The 24,552-nt window shown below is 62.6% G+C and carries 23 protein-coding genes; 12 read left to right on the forward strand and 11 right to left on the reverse strand.

Features of this window, described 5'->3' with window-relative positions; genetic code table 11:
• Positions 1–52 precede the first annotated feature (52 nt).
• Together yidC and yihA are read left to right on the forward strand one after the other, a co-directional pair.
• Positions 53–1,819 carry a membrane protein insertase YidC gene (gene yidC, locus GRI38_RS10140; protein WP_160683121.1) on the forward strand — a complete coding sequence of 589 codons (1,767 nt, stop codon included), beginning with the start codon at positions 53–55 and terminating at the stop codon, positions 1,817–1,819.
• Positions 1,809–2,507 (forward strand): ribosome biogenesis GTP-binding protein YihA/YsxC, encoded by a 699-nt coding sequence (gene yihA / locus GRI38_RS10145; RefSeq protein WP_160683124.1) that lies wholly within the window; start codon positions 1,809–1,811, stop codon positions 2,505–2,507. The genes yidC and yihA overlap by 11 nt, the downstream gene beginning before the upstream one ends.
• A gap of 95 nt (positions 2,508–2,602) precedes the next feature.
• Here yihA and GRI38_RS10150 read toward each other — a convergent pair whose 3' ends face one another.
• The gene (locus tag GRI38_RS10150; RefSeq protein WP_160683126.1) at positions 2,603–3,169 is read right to left on the reverse strand and encodes a PEPxxWA-CTERM sorting domain-containing protein; all 567 of its coding nucleotides are present in this window, start codon (positions 3,167–3,169) and stop codon (positions 2,603–2,605) included.
• A gap of 448 nt (positions 3,170–3,617) precedes the next feature.
• Between GRI38_RS10150 and GRI38_RS10155 the strand changes: the two genes are divergently transcribed.
• The 5 genes from GRI38_RS10155 to GRI38_RS10175 are packed head-to-tail and all read left to right on the forward strand — an operon-like array spanning position 3,618 to position 7,998.
• Positions 3,618–4,283: a glutathione S-transferase family protein gene (locus GRI38_RS10155; protein ID WP_160683128.1), complete on the forward strand. Its 666-nt coding sequence runs from the start codon at positions 3,618–3,620 to the stop codon at positions 4,281–4,283.
• On the forward strand, positions 4,280–5,164 hold the full coding sequence (locus GRI38_RS10160) for a S1/P1 nuclease (protein WP_237487480.1): 885 nt from the start codon (positions 4,280–4,282) through the stop codon (positions 5,162–5,164). Before GRI38_RS10155 ends, GRI38_RS10160 begins: the two co-directional genes overlap by 4 nt.
• Positions 5,165–5,171: 7 nt before the next feature.
• Positions 5,172–6,329, forward strand: a complete 1,158-nt coding sequence (dapE, locus tag GRI38_RS10165) for a succinyl-diaminopimelate desuccinylase (RefSeq protein WP_160683132.1) — start codon at positions 5,172–5,174, stop codon at positions 6,327–6,329.
• Positions 6,330–6,350: 21 nt separating this feature from the next.
• Positions 6,351–7,589: a dicarboxylate/amino acid:cation symporter gene (locus GRI38_RS10170; RefSeq protein WP_160683134.1), complete on the forward strand. Its 1,239-nt coding sequence runs from the start codon at positions 6,351–6,353 to the stop codon at positions 7,587–7,589.
• Positions 7,582–7,998: a GFA family protein gene (locus GRI38_RS10175; RefSeq protein ID WP_160683136.1), complete on the forward strand. Its 417-nt coding sequence runs from the start codon at positions 7,582–7,584 to the stop codon at positions 7,996–7,998. The genes GRI38_RS10170 and GRI38_RS10175 overlap by 8 nt, the downstream gene beginning before the upstream one ends.
• Here GRI38_RS10175 and nth read toward each other — a convergent pair.
• On the reverse strand, positions 7,988–8,653 hold the full coding sequence (nth, locus tag GRI38_RS10180) for an endonuclease III (RefSeq protein WP_160683138.1): 666 nt from the start codon (positions 8,651–8,653) through the stop codon (positions 7,988–7,990). The two genes, GRI38_RS10175 and nth, sit on opposite strands and share 11 nt — an antisense overlap.
• A 4-nt stretch (positions 8,654–8,657) precedes the next feature.
• Positions 8,658–9,389: a 4-hydroxy-tetrahydrodipicolinate reductase gene (gene dapB, locus GRI38_RS10185; protein ID WP_160683140.1), complete on the reverse strand. Its 732-nt coding sequence runs from the start codon at positions 9,387–9,389 to the stop codon at positions 8,658–8,660.
• A 72-nt stretch (positions 9,390–9,461) separates the two neighbouring features.
• Here dapB and GRI38_RS10190 point away from each other — a divergent pair, with 72 nt between their 5' ends.
• On the forward strand, positions 9,462–10,175 hold the full coding sequence (locus GRI38_RS10190) for an NAD-dependent deacylase (RefSeq protein ID WP_160683142.1): 714 nt from the start codon (positions 9,462–9,464) through the stop codon (positions 10,173–10,175).
• A gap of 8 nt (positions 10,176–10,183) precedes the next feature.
• Here the strand turns inward: GRI38_RS10190 and GRI38_RS10195 are convergent, their stop codons facing one another.
• The 4 genes from GRI38_RS10195 to mutM all read right to left on the reverse strand — a co-directional run bounded on the left by GRI38_RS10195 (position 10,184) and on the right by mutM (position 14,209).
• Complete coding sequence (locus tag GRI38_RS10195; RefSeq protein WP_160683144.1) at positions 10,184–10,951, reverse strand: HesA/MoeB/ThiF family protein; 768 nt, start codon at positions 10,949–10,951, stop codon at positions 10,184–10,186.
• Positions 10,952–10,998: 47 nt separating this feature from the next.
• On the reverse strand, positions 10,999–12,447 hold the full coding sequence (gene dnaA, locus GRI38_RS10200; RefSeq protein ID WP_160683146.1) for a chromosomal replication initiator protein DnaA: 1,449 nt from the start codon (positions 12,445–12,447) through the stop codon (positions 10,999–11,001).
• 525 nt (positions 12,448–12,972) lie between these two features.
• The gene (gene rpsT, locus GRI38_RS10205; RefSeq protein WP_160683148.1) at positions 12,973–13,233 is read right to left on the reverse strand and encodes a 30S ribosomal protein S20; all 261 of its coding nucleotides are present in this window, start codon (positions 13,231–13,233) and stop codon (positions 12,973–12,975) included.
• Between the two features lie 160 nt (positions 13,234–13,393).
• Positions 13,394–14,209 carry a bifunctional DNA-formamidopyrimidine glycosylase/DNA-(apurinic or apyrimidinic site) lyase gene (gene mutM, locus GRI38_RS10210; protein ID WP_160683150.1) on the reverse strand — a complete coding sequence of 272 codons (816 nt, stop codon included), beginning with the start codon at positions 14,207–14,209 and terminating at the stop codon, positions 13,394–13,396.
• Between the two features lie 58 nt (positions 14,210–14,267).
• Here mutM and ubiE point away from each other — a divergent pair, with 58 nt between their 5' ends.
• From ubiE to dut, 4 genes are all read left to right on the forward strand, one after another.
• Positions 14,268–15,023: a bifunctional demethylmenaquinone methyltransferase/2-methoxy-6-polyprenyl-1,4-benzoquinol methylase UbiE gene (gene ubiE / locus GRI38_RS10215; protein ID WP_160683152.1), complete on the forward strand. Its 756-nt coding sequence runs from the start codon at positions 14,268–14,270 to the stop codon at positions 15,021–15,023.
• 4 nt (positions 15,024–15,027) lie between these two features.
• Entirely contained in the window at positions 15,028–16,584 is a 1,557-nt protein-coding gene (gene ubiB / locus GRI38_RS10220) for a 2-polyprenylphenol 6-hydroxylase (protein WP_160683154.1), read from the forward strand.
• Positions 16,585–16,802: 218 nt separating this feature from the next.
• Positions 16,803–18,704, forward strand: a complete 1,902-nt coding sequence (locus GRI38_RS10225; RefSeq protein WP_419880269.1) for a bifunctional phosphopantothenoylcysteine decarboxylase/phosphopantothenate synthase — start codon at positions 16,803–16,805, stop codon at positions 18,702–18,704.
• A complete protein-coding gene (dut, locus tag GRI38_RS10230; protein ID WP_160683156.1) occupies positions 18,697–19,161 on the forward strand; it encodes a dUTP diphosphatase in 465 nt (154 codons plus the stop codon). The genes GRI38_RS10225 and dut overlap by 8 nt, the downstream gene beginning before the upstream one ends.
• Before the next feature lie 42 nt (positions 19,162–19,203).
• Here the strand turns inward: dut and GRI38_RS10235 are convergent, their stop codons facing one another.
• The 4 genes from GRI38_RS10235 to trpS all read right to left on the reverse strand — a co-directional run bounded on the left by GRI38_RS10235 (position 19,204) and on the right by trpS (position 24,547).
• Complete coding sequence (locus tag GRI38_RS10235) at positions 19,204–20,598, reverse strand: DUF1501 domain-containing protein (RefSeq protein ID WP_160683158.1); 1,395 nt, start codon at positions 20,596–20,598, stop codon at positions 19,204–19,206.
• An 11-nt stretch (positions 20,599–20,609) separates the two neighbouring features.
• On the reverse strand, positions 20,610–22,445 hold the full coding sequence (locus GRI38_RS10240) for a DUF1800 domain-containing protein (RefSeq protein WP_160683160.1): 1,836 nt from the start codon (positions 22,443–22,445) through the stop codon (positions 20,610–20,612).
• 226 nt (positions 22,446–22,671) lie between these two features.
• On the reverse strand, positions 22,672–23,364 hold the full coding sequence (locus tag GRI38_RS10245) for a DUF4136 domain-containing protein (protein WP_160683162.1): 693 nt from the start codon (positions 23,362–23,364) through the stop codon (positions 22,672–22,674).
• A 166-nt stretch (positions 23,365–23,530) separates the two neighbouring features.
• The gene (gene trpS / locus GRI38_RS10250) at positions 23,531–24,547 is read right to left on the reverse strand and encodes a tryptophan--tRNA ligase (RefSeq protein ID WP_160683412.1); all 1,017 of its coding nucleotides are present in this window, start codon (positions 24,545–24,547) and stop codon (positions 23,531–23,533) included.
• Positions 24,548–24,552 lie beyond the last annotated feature (5 nt).

Here is a 24,552-nt window from a genome sequence, read left to right on the forward strand (position 1 = left end):
ACACCTTGTCTCTTCTAGTGCGACAGACTGACGCTTACGGGATTTCACGACCTTGAACAATCAGCGCAACCTTCTCATCGCGGTCCTTTTGTCGGGCCTTCTCCTGTTCGGATGGGATGCCGCGATGCGTTACTTCTATCCCGATACGGAGGGCGTTACCGCCGCGCAGCGTGACGATACGCCGGCCGAGCGCGCTGCGGAGACCGCCGATGGTACGGCAAGCGTCGGCGACATCGGAGCTTCCGGACGGACGGCGGGGCCGGTCAATCTGGAAACGAGCCTTCGGCAAGCGGGCCGTGTACCCATCCGGGCGGAACGCATCGTGGGTTCGGTCAATCCGGTCGGCGCACAGATCGACGACGTAACGCTGCTCGACCACCGGCAGGACATCGAGCGCGATAGCGGACCGGTTCGCCTGTTTGCCCCCGAAAACACGGAGTTGCAGCAATATGCCCGCTTCGGCTTCCTCGAGAACGGGCAGCTGGCGACCGGACCGGACGCGGTCTGGCAGCCGTCCGGCGGGCAGCTGACGCCTGAAAATCCCGTGACCCTGACGCGTTCGGGCGAGAACGGTCGCACCTATCGCATCGAATTGTCGGTCGACGACGATTACATGATCACGGCGCGCCAGACGATCGTCAACCGCGGATCGGATGCCGTCGTCGCGCAGCCCTTCGCATTCATCGCGCGCACCAGCGATACGGCGAGCGCCGACATCTGGAACGCTCATTCCGGCCCGATCGGCAGTTTCGCGCAGGCGGTCGAATACGAACCCGACTATGACGAGCTGGCCGAAACAGGAACGTTCGATCCCGTCGGGGCAACGGACTGGATCGGTTTCACCGACATCTATTGGCTGTCCGCACTCATTCCCGAAGCGGGCGCCACGACCGGATCGAGTTTCCGCGACCTCGGCGGCAACGTCTATCGCGCCGATCTGATCTACGATCCTGTCACGCTCGCTCCCGGTCAGCAGGTCACTCGGACCACCCGCCTGTTCGCGGGCGCGAAGGACAGTGCGATCCTCGACGCTTACGAGGATGCAGGCGTCACAAATCTTGGTCTCGCCATCGACTGGGGCTGGTTCCGCTGGTTCGAGAAGCCGATTCTGTGGCTGCTCAAATTCTTCAACGGTCTGACCGGCAATTTCGGCGTGGCGATCATCCTGCTCACCGTCCTGATCCGCCTGATCCTCTTCCCCATCGCGCAGAAGCAGTTCGCCAGCATGGCGGCGATGAAGGCGATCCAGCCCAAGATGAAGGCGGTCCAGGAACGCTACAAGGACGACAAGCAGAAGCAGCAGCAGGAGATCATGGCCCTCTACAAGAAGGAGAAGGTCAATCCGCTGGCAGGCTGTCTGCCGATCCTCATCCAGATCCCGATCTTCTTCGCTTTGTACAAGGTGCTGATCCTCGCGATCGAGATGCGGCACGAGCCGTTCGTCTTCTGGATCAGGGATCTGAGCGCGCCCGATCCGGCGACCATTCTCAACCTGTTCGGCCTGTTGCCGTTCGATCCGCCGAGCTTCCTCGCCATCGGCGTGCTCGCGGTCCTGCTCGGCATCACGATGTGGCTGACCTTCAAGCTGAACCCTTCGGCCATGGACCCCGTTCAGCAGCAGATCTTCAACATCATGCCATGGGTATTGATGTTCGTGATGGCGCCGTTCGCCGCCGGCCTGCTGCTTTACTGGGTCACCAACAACATCCTGACGCTGGCACAGCAAAGCTACCTCTATTCCAAGAACCCGCAATTGCGGGCCGCGGCGGAGAAGGAAAAGGCCGAGAAGGCGCGGGTGGCTGCTGCCAATGACAAGTGAAGCAGGACAGAACGATGAAGCGCGCGAGCGTGAGAAGGCCCGCGACCGGCTGGCCGAGGAAGCGACGCGCTTGTTTTCCGGTCGGGTCGAGTTCCTCCTGTCGGCTCCGCAGCTCAAGTTCCTGCCCGATCCAAGCGTTCCGGAAATCGCCTTTTGCGGTCGCTCCAATGTCGGGAAGTCCTCGCTTCTGAACGCGGTGACGGGGCGGCGAGCGATTGCCCGCGCCTCCGTCACTCCGGGCCGGACGCAGGAGCTCAACATTTTCGAGGTCGGCCAGCCCACGCAATTTCGCCTGGTGGACATGCCGGGCTATGGCTTTGCAAAAGCGCCGGTCAAGGTGGTCGAGAAGTGGAAGCAGCTCATGAAGACCTATCTGCGCGGGCGCCCCGTCCTCAACCGCACGCTCGTCCTCGTCGACAGCCGCCACGGCCTGAAGGATGCGGATCGCGAGATGATGCGGATGCTGGACGAAAGCGCGGTCGGTTTCCGCGTCGTCCTCACGAAGACGGACAAGGTGAAGGTGAGCGATCTCGACCGGACGGCGGAGCGCGTTGCCGAAGAGATACGGCGTCATCCTGCCGCTTATCCCGAAATGCACCTTACCAGTGCCGAGAAGGGGATGGGCATCGCCGAATTGCGCGCCGCGATCATGGTCGATGCGGGCCTTGCGGAATTGCCGCCGGCCTGACCGGGTGCCCGCCCTTCTGTTCCAGAGAGCCGCAGACAAACAAAAACCGCCGACATTGCTGCCGGCGGTTCTCGGTGGTTAGACGGTGATAAAACTCAGGCGTAGCGGACGCGAACCTCGCGCGAGGTCTCGCGGTTGCGCCGCATGGCAAAGCCGACCGCAGCGAAGCCGAACATCAGCAACGCCCATGTGCCGGGTTCGGGAACGGCCGGCGTGCCCGTGCTGTAGAGGACTGCGCTCGATCCGCCGTTCAGGTTCAGCTTGAAACTGTCGAGATTGTCGGCATCGAGGCGATAGAAGGCCGTGCCATTGATGCCACCCTGGCCGCCCTTGCCCTTGTGAATGCCCACATAGGTGATGCCGTTCAGGAGCGATGCGAAGTCGTAAATGCCGCCGCTCAGAGGCTGGATCTTCGTTCCCTCGACTGCGCTCCAGTTGCCGTCGAAAGTGTAGCCGATCGCTGCCAGACCTTCGATCTGATAGGTGATGTCGGTCGCATTGTTGCTGAGGATGTTGCCAGCGTAGAAACCCGAACAGGCTTCTGCCGTCGGGTTGATGTCGTTTACCGAGCAGCCGCCGATGATGTGGCCTGCCGATGCCTGCGTTGCGAAGGCTGCCGCGGTGGCGGCAATCGCGATCGAGCTGAACTTCAAAACGTTCATGACACTTCTCCGAGCGACGTCTGGCTCGCTCCGCCTTCCAATCGAACCATCCGATCGGCTGTTGGACGTTCCATTACTGAAAGATGACCCTCGATGCGAGCACGCAAAATGGTTAATTTATAGCCAGTTATTCCCAATATGAGACAATGAAAACGGGTCAAATACGGGGATGTGGTCGTGAAAGGGGTTACTTAACCGTGAGTTAGGAGTTTCGGGGCTGGTCGTCTGTCCTGTAAATTTCCTACTTCGGGTTCTTCGGGCATAACATCCGCACGAAAAAGGTTGCTCGCTGCTTTTTTGCGAAACCTCTGCGACTTCGGTCTCAGGCCGATTACCGAGTTGCTTTTTATCGCCCAAGGACCGTGTTCCATGTGTTCCATCCGTTCAGTCTCGACAGTATGGGGATGAACGCCTACTGCGCGCTGACAGGGCGACGAAGGTGGAAGCGATGAAGTTGATAATCGGCAACAAGAACTACTCCAGCTGGAGCCTTCGCGCATGGCTCGCCGCGAAGCAGTCGGGGCTGTCCTTCGAGGAACTGATCGTCCCGCTGTTCGGAGAGGACTGGGAAGCGGCGAAGTCGCAGTCGAGCGAAATCATGCCCTCGGGCAAGGTTCCGATCCTGTGGGATGACGAGACCGTCATCTGGGACAGCCTCGCCATCCTCGAATATCTGGGCGACAAGGTCGGTCGCGAACGCTTCTGGCCCAAGGATGACGCGGCGCGCGGCATGGCCCGTTCGATGGTGTGCGAGATGCACAGCTCCTATGCCGCCCTGCGCAAGACTTGCCCAATGAACATCCGCAAACGCTATGGCGGTGTTCAGCTGCCGGACGAGGTCAAGGCGGACATCGTGCGCATCCTGCAGCTCTGGGCAGAGGCGCGCGCGCGGTTCGGGCAGGGTGGACCGTTCCTGTTCGGCACGTTCGGCGCGGCGGACATCTTCTACGCCCCCGTCGTCACTCGCTTCCTAACCTATGGCGTCGGCGTTCCGGGCTTCGCGCAAAGCTACATGGAAGCAATCTGGGAGCATGACTGGCTGCAAAGCTGGATCAACGCTGCCGAGGACGAGACATGGGTGCTCGAACAATACGAGAAGGCGCCTGCCGCATGATACGCCTGTGGCTCACCTGCCTTATCGCGATGACAGCGCTGGCCTGGACACAACCGGCCAAAGCCTGGGGCGAGTTCGGCCACCGGTCGAGCGGCGCGATCGCCCTCGCAAACGTCTCTGAGGAAACGCGGGCGAAGATCGAGCGGCTGCTGGATAGCGAAGCGGCGCTCGGAACGCCCGACTGCCCGCTCGAAACGCTGGAAGACGCGACGGTCTGGCCGGACTGCATTCGACGCGACGGACTTCGCTGGGGCTTCACGGCAGCCTGGCATTACCGCACGACGCCCATCTGCGAGGCGTTCGATCCGCGCGCGAACTGCCCCGGCGGAGCCTGCGTCACCGGGCAGATAACGCGCAATTTGCACATCCTCGCCGACGAGCGACTGCCCGATCCGGTCCGCCTCGAAGCGCTAGCCTTTCTCGTTCACTTCGTCGGCGACGTGCACATGCCGCTCCATTCGGGCGACAAGGACGACCGCGGCGGCAATGACCGCGATGCCGCCTATGGCATCGTGCCCGGCATGAATTTGCACTGGATCTGGGACGGGGCGCTCGCCGAGCGGGCGATCACGGACACGCCGCTGCCGCTGGTACGCCGCTATACTCAGGACGAGCGCGAGCAGATGAATTTCGGTTCGCCCGACGACTGGGCGCGCGAAAGCTGGCAGCTGTCGCGCGATTTCGTTTACCCGAACGCATTCGATGAAGAGCCGTGCGAAGGCGCCGATCTGCCAACCGAGGCAGCCTTGACGCAAGAGGATATCGAGGCCGCTATCCCCGTCGCCCAGCAACGCGTCGCACAGGCAGGGCTGCGCATGGCGCGGCTGCTGGAAGAGGCCTTCGTGCCCGGTCCGCTCCCGCGACCGGAATGGGCACGGTAGGACTTCGATGGCTCAAGCGGACGATGTTCTCGATCTTGCCAGGCGGCTGATAGCCGCCGAAAGCGTCACTCCCGCACGCGGTGCGGTGTTCGACGTGATGGAGTCGATGCTCGCCCCGCTCGGCTTCGACGTACACCGTTTCGTCCGCGGGGAAGGCGCAGAGGGCGGCGACGAGGCGCCGGTGGAGAACCTTTTTGCCCTTCGCGAAGGGCCGGCCGGCTCGCGTCATTTCGCCTTTGCCGGCCATCTCGACGTCGTGCCGCCGGGCGGGGGCTGGGCGAGCGATGCGTTCGAACCGGAAGTAAGAGGCGACCTGCTTTACGGGCGCGGAGCGGTCGACATGAAAGGTGCGATCGCCTGCATGGTCGCAGCCGCAGCTTCCGTTCCGCAGGATGCCGGAACCGTGAGCTTCATCATTACCGGCGACGAAGAAGGGCCGGCGCTGCATGGCACGCGCGCCCTTATCGATTACATGGGGCGGGCGGGTGTGCGACCCGACCTCTGCCTCGTCGGGGAACCCACCTCGGTCAACCGCCTCGGCGACATGATGAAGATAGGCCGGCGTGGTTCGGTCAATATCTGGATCGAGGTCGAGGGAGTTCAGGGACACGTCGCCTACCCCCATCTCGCCGACAATCCGATAACGCGCCTCGTGGCCATTCTCGCCGAACTTGCCGCCATCGCCCTCGACGAAGGCACCGACTGGTTTCAGCCGAGTAATCTGGAAATCACCGATCTCTCGGTCGGGAACCGGGCGCATAACGTCATTCCCGCCCATGCCGAAGCGCGCATCTCCATTCGCTTCAACGACCGGCACAGCGGCGCGTCGCTGGCAGAGTTGGTTGCGGACGTCGCGGAAAAGCACGGCGGACGAGCGAAACCCGTCATATCGGGCGAACCCTTTCTCACCCCGCCGGGGGAATTCTCCGAGATCGTTGCGCAGGCGGTAGAGGCGGAAACGGGCATTACGCCGGAGGCCTCGACCAGTGGCGGGACATCGGATGCGCGTTTCCTGCGCGCCGTCTGTCCCGTCATCGAATTCGGTCTGGTGAATGCGACGATGCACAAGACCGACGAGGCCGTGGCCATCGCCGACCTCGCGACGCTGTCCAGGATCTATACGCGCATTGCATTGGCGGCGCTGACGCAGCACAAGACTGCGTGAAGCGACGGGGAGTATGACGGTTTGCTGAGAAAATGGTTCGCCATCCCGCTATGGCAAAGGGTTATCGCGGCGTTGCTGCTTGGCGGGTTGCTCGGCTGGCTGTGGGGGCCCGAAGCCGAAAGCATCAAGATTATCGGCGACATCTTCATCGCCTTCATCAAGATGCTGGTCGTTCCGCTGATCTTCTTCAGCCTCGTGTCAGGCGTTGCCGCCATCGGGGATTTGCGCAAGCTCGGAAGTGTCGGCTGGCGCGCCCTGCTTCTGTTCATCGTCAGCGGACAGATCGCAGTATGGCTCGGCCTGTTTCTTGGAACGGTCATCGAACCGGGACTGGGAGTCGATACCAGCGCGATCGAGATGGGCGAGACCCCAAGCCCCGACGTAAAGACATTTCAGGAGATGATCCTTGAGATCGTGCCTGCGAGCCCGGTTCAGGTCATGGCGGATGTCAACGTACTGCCGCTGATCGTTTTCTCGCTGCTGCTCGGCATCGGCATTCTTATGGCGAAGGAAGAAGGGGCGCCCGTTCAGCGCATCTTCGACAGCGGGTCGGTCGTCATGCAGAAGGTGACCATGGTCGTCATGGAGCTGACCCCGTTCGGTGTCTTCGCGCTGATGGCCTGGGTCGTCGGAACGCTCGGTCTCGACGCGGTCGCCGCGCTCGCGAAACTGGTGGGGCTGAACTACCTCGGATGCCTGCTCATTATCTTCGTTATGTATTCCGCGATGATAAAGTTTCTCGCGCGACTGCCCGTGCGCGACTTCTTTCGCGGCATCGTCGACGCCATGGCGGTCAGCTATTCCACCGCAAGCTCCAATGCGACGCTGCCGGTCACCTTGCGCTGCGCGGAGCGCAACCTCGGCATCTCGAACTCGGTCGCCAGCTTCGTCATCGCGCTGGGCGCGACGATCAACATGAACGGCACGGCGATGTATCTGGGTCTTGCGACCCTGTTCGGAGCGCAGATTTTCGGCGTCGATCTCAGCTGGGGGCAATATTTCCTGATCTCGATCCTGGGAACGCTTGGCGCGATCGGTGCGGCGGGTATTCCGGGGGCGGGCCTCATCATGATGGCGCTGGTCTTCGGCGCAGTCGGCGTTCCTCTCGAAACGATCGCTTTCGTCGCCGGGGTCGACCGCATCATGGATATGATGCGCACCACCACCAATGTCAGCGGCGATGCGGCGGTGGCGACCGTGGTCGCGAGCATGACGAACGAGATCGACCGCGGCGAGATGATTTCGGCGGACGATGTCTGAGGAGGACGTCATGGAACTGAAATGCCTTTGCGGGGAGGTGCGAGTACGTCTCGCCGAGCGGCCATCATTCATCCACGAGTGCAACTGTTCGTTATGCCGCAAGTCGGGGGCGCAATGGAGCTACCTCGAGCCGTCCGGCGTCAGCGTCGAGGGCGAGACGATATCGTATCGTCGCGGGGACAAGGAGGTCCCGGCTGCCGAGCTGCATTCCTGTCGGACCTGCGGCGCGACGACTCATTTCGTCCTGACCGAAGCCGTCGTCGCCGAACACGGAAACACGATGATGGGAGTGAATATGCGGCTTGCCGATGGCGGCGATCTTCGCGGTATCGAACTACGCTATCCCGATGGCGCTTCGTGGACGGGAGCGGGCGAATTCGGCTACGTGCGCGAACCGGTCACCCTGTGACTTTCGCGCGCCCCTTCGGCTTCTCCAGCACCTTCTTCCGGTAGCTGCACAAATCGACAACCGGGCATCGCCAGCATTCCGGCGTCCTCGCCTTGCAGACATAGCGGCCATGCAGGATCAGCCAGTGATGCGCGCCCAGGCGGAAGGGTTGCGGCACGCGTTTTTCGAGCTTGGCCTCGACCTGCTCGGGCGTTTTGCCCTTGGCGAGGCCGGTGCGGTTGCCGACCCGCAGGATATGTGTGTCGACCGCGAAGGTCTCCTGACCGAACCAGCAATTGAGTACGACGTTTGCGGTTTTGCGACCCACGCCAGGCAGCCGGACGAGGTCGTCCCGCGTGTCCGGAACTTCGCCGCCATATTCGTCCACCAATAGCTGCGACAGGGCAATGACGTTTTTCGCCTTGGAGTTGAAGAGCCCGATCGTCTTGATGTGTTTCTTCAGCCCCTCCTCACCTAAGTCGAGCATGTGGGCTGGCGTCTCGACCTTCGCGAAAAGGGAGCGCGTAGCCTTGTTGACCCCAACATCCGTTGCTTGCGCGCTCAAGGCAACGGCCACGACCAGTTGATAGGCATTGCCATATTCAAGTTCGGTATGCGGTTCGGGATTATCCTCCGCAAGCCGCCGGAAGAATTCGAAAATCTGGTCCTTCGTCATGCCTTCAGGACAGGCCGAGCACGTCGTTCATCGAATAGCGGCCCGGCTCGCGACCGATGAGCCACCCCGCCGCACGGATCGCTCCGCGCGCGAAGATCATGCGGTCCTCGGCCTGGTGGGAAAGGGTCAGCCGTTCCTGTTCGCCGGCAATGATGACCGAGTGATCGCCCGCGACCGTTCCGCCTCTCAGCGCCGCGAAGCCGATGGCTCCGCTCTCACGTATTCCGGTATGGCCGTCGCGGCCGCTCTCGCGGTTGCCGTCGAGTGCAATGCCGCGCCCCGCCGCCGCTGCTTCGCCCAGCAGCAAGGCCGTGCCCGATGGTGCATCCACTTTCATGCGGTGGTGCATCTCGACGATTTCGATATCCCATTCCGGGCCAAGCTTGCTGGCCGCTTCCCGTACCAGATGGGCGAGCACGGTGACGCCGAGCGAGGTATTGCCGGTTTGCAGGACGGGAATGTCCTTAGCAGCCGCGTCGATCTTGCGCTGTTCTTCGGGTCCGAGACCCGTCGTACCGACCAGCATGGGAATACCGGCGGATCGCGCTGCGTCGAGATTGGCCGCGATCGCGGAGGGGGCGGAGAAATCGACCAGCACGTCGCTATTCGCAGCGAGTTGGCCAGCATCGCCATCCTTGTCGATGCCCCCCGCATCGTCATGCTCGCTGTCGCCGATAGCCTGTGCGAGCGCGTGGCCCATGCGGCCGTTGCTGCCGATTACTCCGATCCGTGCCATGATGTCTTTCTGCCTAGCCCCTCAAATCGACGGACCTTTGCCAGCGCCCCGTCGCCACGCTATTTGGCGGGAATGGACGATATCCGCAACATCGTGATCCTGACCGGCGCGGGAATTTCTGCCGAAAGCGGGATAGAGACCTTTCGAGCCGAAGACGGCCTGTGGGAAAAGCATCGCATCGAGGATGTTGCAACGCCTGACGCCTTTCGCCGCGACCCCGTTCTCGTTCAGAAGTTCTACGACATGCGGCGCGCTGCCGTGCAGACGAAAGAACCCAATCCGGCTCATCACTCCCTCGCGCGGCTGGAGCACGAGTGGACGGGGGCGAGCGGGCGTTCGCTGTTGCTCGTCACCCAGAATGTCGACGACCTGCACGAACGCGCGGGCGTTACGAACGTCGTGCACATGCATGGTGAGCTCCTGAGCGCATGGTGTTCGGCATGCGACATGCGCGCACGGTGGAGCGAGCACCTGTCGGGCGACCCGCCCTGTCCCGAATGTGGCAGCAAGGCCCTTCGTCCGGACATCGTCTGGTTCGGGGAGATGCCGTACCGGATGGACGAAATCTACGATGCGCTCTCGCAGAGCGACCTGTTCGTTTCGATCGGGACGAGCGGGGCGGTATATCCCGCTGCAGGCTTCGTGCAAGAGGCTCGCGCGCAAGGCGCAAGGACGCTGGAACTCAATCTCGAACCGAGCCAGGGCTCACATCTGTTCGACGAGACGCGATTGGGGCCTGCCAGCGAACTCGTACCCCAATGGGTCGATGAGGTGCTGCGGGGCTGAAGAGGGTCTTAGGACTTACCCCCGCAAGCGCGGCAAGCCGGGTCCTTCGCGATGGCGAGGGTTCGCATACCCGGCTTCATTCCGTCCATCAGGTGCAATTTGCCGTATTGAGGCCGCCCGAAAGCGCTTTTTCCGTCGAGCAGGACGCGGATCGCCTCCATCGTCGCGAACGTCCCGACCCAGCCTGACATGGCACCGAGCATCCCGTCTTCGGCGCAGGTATCGCAATTCTCGGCATCGAATGCGTCGCCGACAAAGCAACGGTAGCAGGGCTGGTCGCTACGATGTCCAACGAAGCTTGCGACCTGACCCTGGAAGCGACCGACCGCGGCCGAAACCAGCGGGATCTCGCTTGTCACGCAAGCGTCGGAGACAGCGAGGCGGGTTGCGAAATTGTCGCTTCCATCAAGAACGAGATCGGCTCCCTCGATGAGCGAAGCCGCATTGGCCGAGTCGATCCTGCGATCGCTGATCACCGCCTCGATCTCGCTGTCGAAATTCGCAAGCCATTGCCGCGCGATAACCGCCTTGCCATGCCCGACATCGCGGGTGGTGAAGAGGGTCTGCCGCTGGAGATTGCTGAGATCGACCTCGTCGTCATCGATCAGCAGCAACCGACCGATGCCCGCCGCCGCCAGATATTGCAGCGCCGGATTGCCGATCCCACCCACGCCGATCAATGCGACCGACGCCTTGGCGAGCGCCGCCTGGCCAGCTCCGCCAATTTCCGGCAGCACGATGTGACGCGCGAAGCGTTCGAGGCGGGCTTCCTTCATCGATTGAGCCGGCTAGCGGGAAAACGGGCTTCCCGCCAGAGCGGTGATCAGTTTTCGAGCTGGCGCAGCAGGCTGCGAACGTCGCCGTCCATGTCCGCGTCGCGCGTGCGCAAATCCTCGATGAGCCGCACAGCATGGATAACGGTCGAATGATCGCGCCCGCCGAACTTGCGTCCAATTTCCGGATAGCTGCGGGGCGTCAGCACCTTGGACAGATACATCGCGATCTGCCGGGGGCGGACGACTGCGCGGGCGCGCCGCTTCGAACTCATTTCGCTGCGGTCGATGCGGAAGAACTGGCAGACGGTACGCTGAATTTCGTCGATCGTGATGCGCCGACGATTTGCCGAGAGAATATCCGTCAGCTGTTCCTCGGCCAGCTGCAACGAGACTTCCTGCCCCGTCAGCTGCGCATAGGCGATGAGCTTGTTCAGGCCGCCGACGAGTTCGCGCACATTGCGCGTGATCGTGCGGGCGAGGAAGTCGATCACGTCGTCCGGCACTTCGAGCGGCGCGAAGCGGGTCAGCTTGGATTCAAGGATCGAGCGGCGCAGTTCGATGTCGGCTGCCTGCATGTCGGCGACAAGGCCCATGGACAGGCGCGACAAAAGGCGAGGTTCGACGCCGTCGAGTGCCTGCGGGGCGCGGTCGGCGGCGAAGACGAGGCGCTTGCCCTCGGCCAGCAGCGCATCGATCGTGTACAACAGCTCTTCCTGCGCGGACGCCTTGCCGATGATGAACTGGATGTCGTCCACCAGCAGGAGATCGAAGCTTCTCAGCCGGGCCTTGAATTCGATCATCTGGTTCTGCTTCAGCGCCTGGACGAATTCGACCATGAAACGCTCTGCCGAGCAGTAGAAAATGCGCGCGCGCGGGTGGCTCGAAAGATAGGCATGACCGATCGCGTGGAGCAGGTGCGTCTTGCCCTGACCCGTTGCCGCCTTCAGGTAAAGCGGCGAGAATTGCGGCTGCTCGCTCGCGGCCATGCGCTGCGCTGCGTTGCAGGCCAGAATGTTCGCTTCGCCGGTGACGAAGGCGCCGAAAGTGAGCGAAGGGTCGAGGCCGACCGAGGAAACGAAGCCGGCATTGCCCATCGCATCGTTCGCGATGGCGATCACGCCGCCATGGCCGCTGTCATTGGCCGCGCGGCGTCCGCCGAGCGCATTGTCGGCGAGGTTGAGATCGGCAACCTGGCGGCGTCCCGGATGAACTCCGATGCGCACGTTGCGCACATTGCTGCGAGCGATCTTCCACGCGAGCGAAAGTCGGTCGGCGAAACGATCCTGCACCCAGTTGGCGCTGAATTCGGTCGGAAGGTAAAGGTCGAGCGTTCCGGTATCCTCGCAGAAACCGCCGACCTGGATCGGCTTGATCCACTGGCTGTGAAGCTGGTGCCCGAGGTCCTTTCGCAAACCCTGACTGATATCGGACCAGTCCGCCGCAAGGTTTACCGCCTCGAGATCTTCCATCGAATAATCTTCCCTCAGTTTCTTCATGTGCCTGTCCGGCCCTTTGCTGTTGCCATTCCGACCCAAGAAGAGTTCGGCCCCCACCGATTCCTCCTCCCGCCCTTGATTTCGGACACAGCGCGGCACTCCTCGAAAAACGGTCCGAAAACCGATTTGCGAGGGCATCGTGAAATGCCCTTATCAATGTTTAACGCCAGCCGTCCCAGAACTTGGCGTCGGCCACTTTCTAGGTGTCCGCGCGCGCCAACGGCAAGGGGATAATTGTCAAAAATCCGAAATATAGTTGTTGACTCGTGAAGAGCCGCAGAGATGCATCTAAGCCCTTGGAATCCCTCGATCTAACGAGATTCACAAATGCGAATCGCGAGGTTCTGCGGAGTCGCGCAACCGTCATAAATGCAGACCTCGACGGACCCTCGCAGGTGCGGTGAGTACATATCGTAAACGCAAAAAAGCCGGCGCTTTCACACCGGCTCTTGAGCATCAAAATTTGACCTGAAACGAGACAGTCGCGGCGAGCAATCGTCGCCGCGCGATGCCTCTAGCACCGAATCAGAGTGCAGCGACCCGCTTCGACAGGCGCGACATCTTGCGCGAGGCGGTGTTCTTATGAAGCACGCCGCGCGATACGCCGCGAGCCAGTTCGGGCTGGGCGACCTTAAGCGCTTCCTCGGCAGCTTTCTTGTCGCCACCTTCGATCGCTGCTTCGACCTTCTTCACGTAACCGCGAATGCGGCTGACGCGTGCGGTGTTGATGTCGGAACGCTTTTCGTTCCTGCGGATGCGCTTGCGTGCCTGGGGCGTATTGGCCATGTTCGTCCTTCTGCGAGGGGCGCTCGTCGCGCAACCCGTCGGTGTGTCAAATGATAGATGCGATTCTAGCGGCGATGACTCGCCGGGAAAGCGCGCGCCTTACCCAGCGCGCTCGCGAACGTCAATGATAAGCTGCGACAGGGTCGATTTCAACCTTCGCCTAACGCTGGCACTTTGGACAGAACCAGGTGCTGCGCCCGCCCTGAACGATCCGCCGGACGATACCCCCGTCGCAGCGACGACAGGGCTCACCCTCGCGCCCGTACACTTCGAAACGCGTCGCGAAATAGCCGAGTTGTCCGTCGGGCTGCGCAAAATCGCGCAAGGTCGAGCCGCCGTCGCGGATCGATTGCTCGAGGACCGCCCGAATGGCCGGTACGAGCCGCCGCAGGGCCGGGCGCGACACCTTGCCGCCGGCCTTGCGCGGATGGATGCCCGCCCGGAACAGGGCTTCGCACACGTAGATATTACCGAGACCCGCGACGATCCGCTGATCGAGCAGGAGCAACTTGATCGCCTGCGCCCTGCCTTTGAGGGATGCATGAAGGTGCTCCCATGTCAGCGCGTCCCCGAGCGGCTCCGGTCCCATGCTGGCAAAACCGCGCCAGCTACCGAGCGCCTGTTCGGCGACGAGATCGACCGAGCCGAAGCGGCGTGGATCGTTCAATGCAAAGACGTGGCCGCCGCTGGTCAGGACGAGGTGGTCGTGACGGTCCTCTTCTACAGGATCGATCCGCCAGCGCCCGCTCATGCCGAGGTGAAACACCAGCGCATGATCGCGATCGGTATGGATGAGACCGTATTTGGCGCGCCGGGATAGGTGGGTCACTCGCGCCCCCGTTAGCATCTGCGAAAGTTCCGGCGGGAAAGGCCGACGCATATCGGGGCGATTGACCGACACTCGGTCGATCCGCGACCCTTCGAGGAACCGCGCCAGTCCGCGCACCGTTGTTTCGACTTCCGGCAATTCGGGCATAGGCGTCCAAGTAAGCCTCTTTGCGCGGGTTGCAATTGTCCCTAAGGCTTCTCGCGAGATGAACGATACCACCCGCAGCAACGCCCGACCCACCACGTCCTTCGGCTACGAGGAGATCCCGGTCGAGGAAAAGACCGAGCGGGTGGGCGAAGTGTTCGGCCGGGTGGCGGCGAAATACGATCTCATGAACGACGTGATGTCGGGCGGAATGCACCGGCTCTGGAAAGATCGCTTCGTGCGACGCGTCAAACCCCAGTCGGGCGAGGATATTCTCGACATGGCCGGCGGCACGGGCGACATCGCTTTCCGGCTGGCAGCGCGCGGCGCACGGGTGACGGTCGCGGACATCAATCAGGACATGCTCGATGTTGGGATCGAACGCGCCATGGAGCAGGGGATCGACGATCTCGTCTGGTCGCGGCAGAATGCAGAAGATCTGAATTTTCCGGCCAATACTTTCGATGCCTATACGATCGCATTCGGCATCCGGAATGTCACGCATATCGACCGGGCGCTGGCAGAGGCGCATCGCGTCCTGAAGCCCGGTGGCCGTTTCTTCTGCCTCGAATTTTCGACCACGACGTGGCCCGGCTTCAAGCAGATCTACGATGCGTATTCGCACAGGGTAATGCCCAAGATGGGCCAACTCATCGCACAGGACGAAGCAAGCTATCGCTATCTTGCAGAAAGTATTCGCCGCTTTCCGACGATGCCGCAATTCGAGCGAATGATCGGCGCGGCGGGTTTTGCGAACACGAAAGTCGAGGCGATCGTCGGCGGTGCTGTTGCCATCCATTCGGGGTGGAAGATCTAGCGGCGTGACCCGGCCTGCGACGCATATCTGGCGGCTCCTGAAATGGGGCAGGACGCTTGCTCGGCACGGTGCATTGCGCGGGATCGAGCGCGATCCGAATACGCCCGTGCCAGTGAAGCGCCTTGCGCGCATTGCCCGGATCGGAACCTTCCAGCCGAAGAACCCCGACTATGCCAGCGCCTTTCGCGCGATTGGGCCCGCGGCCATCAAGCTGGGTCAGTCGCTCGCGACCCGCCCGGACCTCGTCGGCGACGAGGCGGCGCACAATCTCCTCAGCCTGCAGGACAATCTGCCGCCCGTGCCCTTTGACGGCATAAGGCAAGCGATCGAAACGAGTTTCGACCGTCCGCTAGACACATTGTTCGCCGAACTCGACCCTGTTCCCGTAGGTGCCGCTTCTATCGCGCAGGTGCATCGCGGGGTGACGACCGACGGGCGCGAAGTCGCGGTCAAGGTGCTGCGGCCCGGTATAAAGGAGCGCTTCGTCAAGGATGTCGCGACCTACGAATGGGCAGCGGCTCATCTGGAGGCGATGAGCGGCGAGGCACAGCGCCTTCGCCCGCGGCTGACCATCGCGAACTTCAAGCGCTGGACGAACCGCGAACTCGATCTGCGACGCGAGGCGGCGAGCGCCAGCGAACTTGCCGAGGCAATGGTCGCGATCGAAGGCTACGACATTCCCGAGATTGACTGGGACCGCACCAATGGCCGCGTCCTGACCGTCGCATGGGTCGATGGCGTCAAGATCAGCAATCTTGAGGGTTTGCGGGAGAAGGGCCACGATCTGCCCGCCCTGGCGCGGCGGTTGGTGCTCGCCTTTCTGACGCAGGCGATCAGCGCGGGTTTCTTCCACGCAGACATGCACCAAGGCAATTTATTCGTGAAGGATGACGGGACGATTGTCGCGATCGATTTCGGTATCATGGGCCGGATAGACCGGCGCGCGCGGGCCTGGCTGGCTGAGATCCTCTATGGCCTGACGACGGGCGATTATCGGCGCGTTGCGGAAATACATTTCGAGGCGCAATACGTCCCCGCTCATCACTCGGTCGAGGAATTCGCGACGGCTTTGCGGGCAGTCGGAGAACCGATGCGCGGCAAGCCGGTTTCGGAACTGAGCGTCGGTCAGATGCTGGACGGCTTGTTTGCGATCACGCGCGACTTCGATATGCAGACCCAGCCGCATTTGCTTCTGCTGCAAAAGACCATGGTGATGGTCGAGGGGATAGCGACCCAGCTCGATCCCGACATAAACATGTGGGACGTTTCCGCCCCGTTCGTTCGGGAATGGATCAGGGGCGAACTCGGGCCGGAAGCTGCGCTTGCCGACCGGATACGCGAGGATACCGAGACGCTTCTGCGACTGCCGGGTCTCGTCCGCCGTCTGGAAGAGAAGTTTCCGCCAAAGGGCGGGGCGCCCGAACCGCCGCCGCTTCCCGAAATCGAACTGATGTGGGATCGCAGGGCGCGCGAGAGGCACGCCCCCTGGGGCTACGTCGCAGTCGCCCTGGCGGGCGCCTTGGCCGGCTGGGCAGCCGGGATCGCGGGAATCTTCGCCTGATATTTAGGCCGTTACAGCAATCAAAGCATGGCGGCGCGCAATAGCTAAGGCGCTGTTAACCATGATCATTATCCCGCCAACAAGGATAATGAAGCATAGCGCATTTCTATCTTTTCGCCTTCTCCTTGGGCTGATTTCATCCTGAAAATGCAGGGTAAATGCGGTCCGGGCGCTGGCATAAGCGATCGGGGGGCGCTAGATCGGCGCTTGATGGCACTATGGGTTCACATTCGTCGCTCAGCGATTTCGCCGATGCCAAGCCGCTCAAGGGCGGCAGCATGAAGACGCGCGAGCCGCGTGTGCTTCTCGTCGTGGGCGGCGGGATCGCAGCCTACAAGTCCTGCGAACTGGTGCGCCTTATCCGCAAGGGCGGTGGCGACGTTACCTGCGTCGTGACCGATGGCGGGCAGCAATTCGTGACGCCCATGGCGCTAGCCGCATTGAGCGAGAACCAGGTCTTCACTTCGCTCTGGGACCTTAAAAACGAATCCGAGATGGGTCACATCCAGCTCAGCCGCGAAGCCGATCTGGTGGTCGTGTGCCCGGCGACGGCGAACCTGCTTGCGAAGATGAGCGCGGGGATCGCCGACGATCTGGCGACGACCATGATCCTTGCGACCGACAAGCCCGTCCTGGCCGTGCCCGCCATGAACGTGCGGATGTGGGAACACGAGGCGACGCAGCGTAACGTCGAATGGCTGAGGCAGGCCGGCGTCAGCGTCCTTGACCCCGATGAGGGTACGATGGCGTGCGGCGAGTTCGGACCGGGCCGGCTGCCCGATCCCGAAGCGATCTGGGCTGCGATTGCCGAGAAGCTCGGCGTCGATCCGGGTCTGCCCGAGCCTGCGCCCGCACGCAAAGCCGCGCAGCGTGCCGCGCCAATCGTCGAAGAGGACGTCGAGGAAGACGAGTTCGACGAAGCGGAGTTCGATGAGGACGAGGATATTGCCGAAGAGGCAGCTACGACCATCGACGACCTCGCAGCGGAAGCGCTCGAACCCGAAGAAGAATACGAGGAACCCAAGCCGCGAGGCGGGCTCGGCTCGCTTCTGTCGGCGATCATCCCGCGCAGCACGCCCAAGCGCGACCCGGCAGAGTTCGAACGCGACTTTGCCCTGCCGCCCGCCGATGACGAAGCAATCGAGTTCGCCGAAGAGGCGGGCGACGAGGATGGCGACGCAGGTGAGGCTGACGAGAGCGTCGAAGTCGCTTCCGAACCCGATCTGGGCGGACCTATCCTTGCCAAGAAGGGGGCGGCGTCCTCTGCCCCGCCGACCGATCCCGAAGCGATCAATCATACGGTCATCACGGGGACCGGACAGGCAGCACCGCAGCCGATGGCCTTCAGCGGTGGCGGTCGCGACACGATGAGCGCCAAGGTCGCACTCGATCCGACGGGCGAACTCGCCGCCGATCCGCTGGCCGGACAACCGATCTTCGACGAGGATCCGGAACATCGCCCGCTGTTCGGGCGCCACGTGCTCGTCACGGCTGGGCCGACATGGGAGCCGATCGACCCGGTCCGCTACCTCGCCAACCGATCGTCCGGACGGCAGGGCTTCGCCATCGCGGCGATGGCCGCGGCCGCCGGTGCCCGCGTTACGCTGATTTCGGGTCCGGTGTCCCTGCCGACCCCGCTCGGCGTCGATCGGATCGACGTCGAATCTGCCGAGGAAATGGCCGCGAAGGTCAAGCAGATGCTCCCGGCCGACATTGCGTTCATGGTTGCCGCAGTTGCCGACTGGCGAACGAAGGACCGCTCCGACCAGAAGATGAAGAAGCGGGGCAGCGCGCCGCCCGCCCTCATCCTTACCGAGAACCCCGACATCCTGACGCAGGTCGCGGCATCGCGCCAGCGGCCCAAGCTCCTCATAGGCTTCGCCGCCGAGACGGAGAAGGTCGTCGAGAACGCCACCGCGAAGCGCAAGCGCAAGGGCGCGGACTGGATCGTGGCGAACGACGTGTCGGGCGACGTAATGGGCGGCAACGACAACCAGATCCACATCGTCACCTCGGGTGAAGTCGAAAGTTTCGACCGGATGCCCAAGGAGGACGTCGCCCGCGAACTCGTCGGGCGTGCGGCGGAAGCACTCGCGGCGGCCCTCGACGACGATGATTAAGGGCGGCGTTCCGGTCGAGATCAAGCGCCTGCCGCATGGAGGCGGGCTTGCCATGCCGGCCTATGCGACAGACGGTGCAGCAGGCATGGACGTGGTTTCGGCAGAGGGATTAAGTTTGCGCCCCGGAGGGCGGCACGCAGTCGCGACCGGCTTCGCGCTGGCAATCCCCGAAGGCTACGAGATACAGGTGCGGCCCCGCTCCGGCCTGGCGCTGAAGCACGGCATCACCGTTCCCAACACTCCGGGCACGATCGATTCCGATTATCGCGGCGAATTGAAGATCATCCTCGTCAATCTGGGCGACGAACCCTTCCGCATCGAGCGCGGCGACCGGATCGCGCAGCTCGTCCTGGCGCCTGTCGTGCAGGCGGAATGGCACGAGGTAGCGGAATTGAGCGAGACGGAGCGCGGCGCGCGAGGTTTCGGCTCGACCGGAGGGCACGCCCGCCTCGTTTGAGGTTGCATCTCCGGCAATTGCCAGCGGCTTCGCCGTGGCAGCCTATCCCATGAAGCCGAGATCGCTCGTCGCGAAGCGCCCGATATTCGGCACGACGGAAGGCAATTCTGAGGAAGAAACGCCGAACCATCGGGCGAAGGTCGCCGAATACTCGTCAACGGACGTCGTGGGCAAAAGCCGTCCGCGCCCGACCTGATCGTCCGCATCGACCGAGACGTGCGGCGCGCGGCCATAGAAGCGTCCTCCACGGACCGCGCCGCCCAGGACGAAGTGAAAACTGCCCCAGCCGTGATCCGACCCGTCGCCGTTCGAGGCCAGCGTGCGCCCGAAATCGGATGCGGTGAAGGTCGTCACGCTTGGTGCTACGTCCAGTTCCAACGTCGCGCGATAGAAAGCGTCCAGCGCGAAATCGAGTTGCCCAAGCAGCGCTTCGTGCTTTCCGATCAATCCGTCATGGCTGTCGAAACCGCCCATGGAGACCATGAAGACCTGTCGCTTGACGCCGAGCGACTGCCGCGCGGCAATCAGCGACGCAACGGTTTGAAGCTGCTCCGCCAGCCTGTTGCCCGAACCGAAATCGGTTGCGAAAGAAGCCTTGGCGAGAGCGTCGTTCACGAACTGGCCGTATTCGATCGACCGCGCATTCATATGCGCATAGTCGTTCGCCATGTAGCTGCTGCCACCCGCGCGCAGGATCGTATCGAGAGCGCTGGCCGCAGTCGTCGAGCGGTAGAGATTGCCCCTGCGTAGCGGCTCGAACAAGGTCGCTCCGCGCGAGGATACCTGATAGGGGACGGCGCGCTGCCCACTCAGGAAAACAGCGTTGCCGGTCGCGTTGATGGCCGTGAACATGGCATTGTCGTTGGACGAGAGGGCAAGGTCGCCCATCCTGCCGCCCCAGCCGCTGGGCGAGCCTTCCGGTTCGGAACTCTGCCACGTCGATTGCTGGTCGTTATGCGAGAACAGCTTCGCCGGTCGCGGCGCGCTGTTGCTGTCGAACTCGGCACGGGTAAGCGGTGCGACCAGCGGACCGACATTGAGCAGCGGTGCCAGAGCTTCTTCGTCGAACCGCGCCTTCAGGCGGGGCATGGTCGGCGCGAGCGCGTATGCGATGTCGTCCGTCAGTGTCTGGCCGTCGGGCGTTGCGAGAGCGGTCGCCGCAAGGCTCTCTCGCGGCAGGGCAACCCCGCCCCTGATGGCGGCATAGCGTGCATAGTTCGCCGTATCGTAGGGGATGAGCGTGTTGCCGTGATCGTTGCCACCATACAGGAACACGCAAACCAGCGCCTTGTAATCATTGTCCGTCGTGAAGGCGGCGGCTTCCCCGATACCTGCAAGCCCCATTGCATAGGTCGATGCCGCACCCATTGCGGCAAGCTGGCCCGACCGGCGAAGGAAGGCGCGGCGGCTGAGTTCGTGAGCATTACCGATGAACATTGTGGCGCGTCCTATTTCTGGATGAGATAGTCGGAAGAAGCGAAGGTCAGCAGAACCGCGATCCGTACGCGGCGCAGGCGGTCGTCGCCTTCGCTGGCTGTCGCGATCGTCACGCTGTCGACGGCTCCGGCGATCGTCGCGCGCGTCTCCTGCGAGAGCTGGTTGCCGGTCAGCAGGAGGTCGAGGCGGGCGACAAGCGCCGCAGCGTCGTGCGCGATCTGCGCTTCCGCCGAGTAGTCGAGGGTGATGTCCTCGATCGGATAACGCTCTCCCTCGACGACCCGCTCGAGAAAGTTGACGTAGCCCGCAACGGAGGTTTCGTTGACGAGCTGGAATTCCGGGGCGAGCAAGCCTTGCTGGGCGAGCTGGGTATTGGTCGGAAAATAGCCGGGCCGGAAGAAGTTGAAGACCGATGGCGAGCGCAGCGGCGACTGGCCAAGCAGGCGACCCGCATCCGACAGGTCGCCGATCCGCCATTCGCGGCTGTTCGATCGCGCGCCGAAAGTACGGGCGAGTTGAACGAAGCGCAGCATCGGCTCGCGCAACCTGCCGAAGCTCGCATTCGTCGCATTGGCCGGGTCGAGCGCTTCCTCGTCCAGCAGGATCGCCTTGGATACCGCGGCGAGATCGCCGCGAACGCCCTTGCCATTGTCCGTGAAGACATCCGCAACCCGCTCGACATAGGCGGGCGAGGGGTTGCTGGTCACGAGCCGCTGAATCATCTGGCTTGCGAAGAAGGGCGCGACATTGGGATGGGAAACGAGGTGGTCGAGCGCCATCCTGAGACTGTCCTGTGGCCCGGTACCCGCGGGAATGGTCAGGCCTAGAAACTGCTTTTCCTGGTCGGCGTGAAACCCGTCGCTGCGGGGCCGCTGCCAGCGCGAAGGATCGGCGGTCATCGCCCGTCGCGTATAATCGGCGTCCGGTATCTGCCGCGTTCCGCCTACTTCCGTGGTGTAGCCGATCCCATGGTAATCGAAATCGAACCCGGTGAAGACCTTTGCGATGCCGGTGACATCGTCATTGCCGTAAGTCTCGATCGGTGCGCCGTTCGCCAGCTTGCGGCTGCCGTCCTGATTGAGCTCGTAGAGGCCGATGGAGAAAAGCTGCATGATTTCGCGGCCGTAATTCTCGTCCGGCACCCGGCCCGTGCGGGGATCGGCCTTCCGATTGCCTCTGGTGTTGAGGAAGACGCCCATCGCAGGGTTGAGCGTGATGTCCTCGATGAGGTCGCGGAAGCTGCCGAAGGCGTGACGATTGAGGATATCCCAATACTCGCCGATCGCGGGCGAGCGCCATGTCATCTCGACGGAACTCAACGAAACCACGAAGAATTCGGACAAGGCGAGGGCGATCCGCTTGCGGACCGAATTGCCGCCCACGAGCAGCTGCGACCAGATCATCCAGTCACCCGTTCGCGGGCTGTTGTAATGCTTATCCGCATCCACCTTGTCGAAGCCGTGCGCCGCGAAATACTGGCGGGCGCTCGTATCGTTGGCGGCGCGCATCTGCGTGTCGAGCCAGCGCTCGTAACCTTCGTCCTTCAGCGCTTCGATGGCGCCGCTGCCTACGGCAAAAGAAGCGCGCATGAGGAAGCGGGCCGCTTCGCCGTCCGATTGCGGCTTCCTGACCGCGAGCGTATCGGAACCGCCCGATCCCGAAGTGCTGTCGGAGGAACCGCCGCAGGCGGCGACCGACAGGGCGAGCAGGCTCGCCGCTGCCGATTTGTCGAACGGTGGCTTGGCGGAGGGGGCGGTCCGGACCAGTTCCTGGGAAGGGTGCTGGCCCGGCTCGGTGGTTTCCACCACAGCCGACGATGCGCTGTGCATCATGGTGCCCCCGGTCATCGCGCGATGTCCTTGAGCAGCGGTTCGGTGCACATAAGCCGGTCCTCGGTGCCATTGTGTAACGCACCGAGTTTGCGCACCGAATGCTAAGCTATTCGGTAAATTCGAGGTTTACGCGGCGGCAAGGATTGGCAGCTTGCTGCCTTTTTTTGCGATAAGCCCTTGAATGCAAAAGAGGCGGAGCATCGCCGCCCCGCCTCTATATTTTGCATTTTGACGAGATTGCTCAGTCAATCGGGCGCACCTTGTTGGGTGCATCGTCGCGAACCGAGATGCGGACGGTTTCGCCCGAATTGCCGGGGAAATCGGTGAACATCGCCTCGACGAGGTTCGGCACCAGCGCCTGCAAGCGGTTGGAACGCGACAGCGCCTGCGCCTTGCCCTCGAACAGCCGTTCGCCATCCGAAGCACGGTCGATCTTGAGATCGATACCGCTCGAATAGACCGTCACGCTGCGGATCTCGGGACCGGTATCGAAGAACGGATCATAGAACCCGAAGGCGTAGGCCGACGGTCCGTAGAACCGGCTGCGATAGAAGCGGCTGTACCGACCGTAACCGTACCAGGGATCGTAGAACGGGCTGTTAAAGCCGGTGCTGCGGATCTGCTCGCGCCCGTTATCGACGCCATAGTCGAAGCGCACCAGCAGCGACGCGTTTTCCGGCGAAGCTTGCGTATAGCCGAGACGTTCCATCTCCGCTTCCACAAAGTCGGCATATCGCGCGAATTCCAGACCTCCGGCCAGTTCCGGATCGTCTGCGATTACGGCGAAGGTCTCGCCCTGCGGGGCCGGCAATTGCGCCTGGAAGCGGGAGACGTCGGCCTTGAACGGTGTCGCACAGGCCGCGATGCTCGCAAGGAGTATGGGCGCGCTTGCCAGTTTTAAGATGCGCCCCCGATTGTTCGATAGGGTGTTCATGTTCTCAAGTCCTCTTTTGGCACCCGGATCGCTTGTCCCCTGTTGCCGGGACGCGAAGACTGCCAGTTAACCCGTGTGTTATATACGGCAGGCGATGAACGCGGTTTGAATGTGCCTGACGCGAGATCGAACGCCCGACACGGGATTTCGTTGCCGAAAGAGGGGGTTAGCGCAGCAAGCCGAGAGCCTCGTATGCGCGGTCCAGCGTGGGCCGAGCCAAGGAGCGCGCCTTCGCCGCACCTTCGGCCAGAACGGCTTCGATGGCGGTCTCGTCCTGCATCAGGCGATTGAACCGCTCCGAAATCGGACGCAGCTTCTCGACCAGCAACTCGCCCAATGCGGGCTTGAACGTGCCGAAACCTTGTCCGGCATATTCTTGGAGGACCGCTTCTCCGGTCATCTCCGCGACGGCAGCATATATCGCGACGAGGTTCCGCGCCTCCGGCCGGTCGTCGAGCCCACTTAATTCCGAAGGCAGCGGTTCGGGGTCGGTCTTGGCCTTTCTGACCTTTTTCATGACCGTGTCCGCGTTGTCGGAGAGATTGATGCGGCTCATGTCGGAAACGTCCGACTTGCTCATCTTGGCCGTGCCGTCCCGCAAGCTCATGAGGCGGGCAGCCTGCGGCGGGATGAAGGGTTCTGGCAGGGTAAAGACCGGTGCTTCTTCGCTTGCGAAATCCGAGTTGAACTTCTGCGCGATATCGCGCGCCAGTTCCAGATGCTGCTTCTGATCGTCGCCTACCGGAACGTGCGTCGCCTGATAAAGGAGCACATCGGCAGCCTGCAGAACGGGATATGCGAAGAGGGCGACACTCGCCCCTTCGCGGTTCTTTCCGGCCTTGTCCTTCCACTGCGTCATCCGGTTCAGCCAGCCCATTCGGGCCGTGCCGTTGAGCAGCCATTGCAGTTCTGCGTGGGCGGGCACCTGCGTCTGGTTGAACAGTATCGCGCGCTCGGGATCGACCCCGCACGCAAGCAACGAGGCAGCCATCTCCAATGTCGAAGCGCGCAGTTCGACAGGATCGTGCGGCATCGAGATGGCATGCAGATCGGCGAGGAAATAAAGGCATTGCCCGCCCTGCGCCGCAGCCTCGTCCTGCATCTTAACGTAGTTGCGGATAGCGCCGAGATAATTGCCGAGATGCGGCTTGCCGGTAGGCTGGATACCCGAGACGACTCTCATTTCGG

It is taken from the genome of Parapontixanthobacter aurantiacus, from assembly GCF_009827635.1.
Taxonomy (GTDB): Bacteria; Pseudomonadota; Alphaproteobacteria; order Sphingomonadales; family Sphingomonadaceae; genus Parapontixanthobacter; species Parapontixanthobacter aurantiacus.

Excerpts from the sequence above, each read along its gene's own strand:
- yihA (WP_160683124.1), top strand. The coding sequence starts at position 1,809 with ATGACAAGTGAAGCAGGACAGAACGATGAAGCGCGCGAGCGTGAGAAG.
- GRI38_RS10150 (WP_160683126.1), bottom strand. The coding sequence starts at position 3,169 with ATGAACGTTTTGAAGTTCAGCTCGATCGCGATTGCCGCCACCGCGGCA.
- GRI38_RS10155 (WP_160683128.1), top strand. The coding sequence starts at position 3,618 with ATGAAGTTGATAATCGGCAACAAGAACTACTCCAGCTGGAGCCTTCGC.
- GRI38_RS10160 (WP_237487480.1), top strand. The coding sequence starts at position 4,280 with ATGATACGCCTGTGGCTCACCTGCCTTATCGCGATGACAGCGCTGGCC.
- dapE (WP_160683132.1), top strand. The coding sequence starts at position 5,172 with ATGGCTCAAGCGGACGATGTTCTCGATCTTGCCAGGCGGCTGATAGCC.
- GRI38_RS10175 (WP_160683136.1), top strand. The coding sequence starts at position 7,582 with ATGTCTGAGGAGGACGTCATGGAACTGAAATGCCTTTGCGGGGAGGTG.
- nth (WP_160683138.1), bottom strand. The coding sequence starts at position 8,653 with ATGACGAAGGACCAGATTTTCGAATTCTTCCGGCGGCTTGCGGAGGAT.
- dapB (WP_160683140.1), bottom strand. The coding sequence starts at position 9,389 with ATGGCACGGATCGGAGTAATCGGCAGCAACGGCCGCATGGGCCACGCG.
- GRI38_RS10190 (WP_160683142.1), top strand. The coding sequence starts at position 9,462 with ATGGACGATATCCGCAACATCGTGATCCTGACCGGCGCGGGAATTTCT.
- GRI38_RS10195 (WP_160683144.1), bottom strand. The coding sequence starts at position 10,951 with ATGAAGGAAGCCCGCCTCGAACGCTTCGCGCGTCACATCGTGCTGCCG.
- dnaA (WP_160683146.1), bottom strand. The coding sequence starts at position 12,447 with ATGAAGAAACTGAGGGAAGATTATTCGATGGAAGATCTCGAGGCGGTA.
- rpsT (WP_160683148.1), bottom strand. The coding sequence starts at position 13,233 with ATGGCCAATACGCCCCAGGCACGCAAGCGCATCCGCAGGAACGAAAAG.
- mutM (WP_160683150.1), bottom strand. The coding sequence starts at position 14,209 with ATGCCCGAATTGCCGGAAGTCGAAACAACGGTGCGCGGACTGGCGCGG.
- ubiE (WP_160683152.1), top strand. The coding sequence starts at position 14,268 with ATGAACGATACCACCCGCAGCAACGCCCGACCCACCACGTCCTTCGGC.
- GRI38_RS10225 (WP_419880269.1), top strand. The coding sequence starts at position 16,803 with ATGGGTTCACATTCGTCGCTCAGCGATTTCGCCGATGCCAAGCCGCTC.
- dut (WP_160683156.1), top strand. The coding sequence starts at position 18,697 with ATGATTAAGGGCGGCGTTCCGGTCGAGATCAAGCGCCTGCCGCATGGA.
- GRI38_RS10235 (WP_160683158.1), bottom strand. The coding sequence starts at position 20,598 with ATGTTCATCGGTAATGCTCACGAACTCAGCCGCCGCGCCTTCCTTCGC.
- GRI38_RS10240 (WP_160683160.1), bottom strand. The coding sequence starts at position 22,445 with ATGACCGGGGGCACCATGATGCACAGCGCATCGTCGGCTGTGGTGGAA.
- GRI38_RS10245 (WP_160683162.1), bottom strand. The coding sequence starts at position 23,364 with ATGAACACCCTATCGAACAATCGGGGGCGCATCTTAAAACTGGCAAGC.
- trpS (WP_160683412.1), bottom strand. The coding sequence starts at position 24,547 with ATGAGAGTCGTCTCGGGTATCCAGCCTACCGGCAAGCCGCATCTCGGC.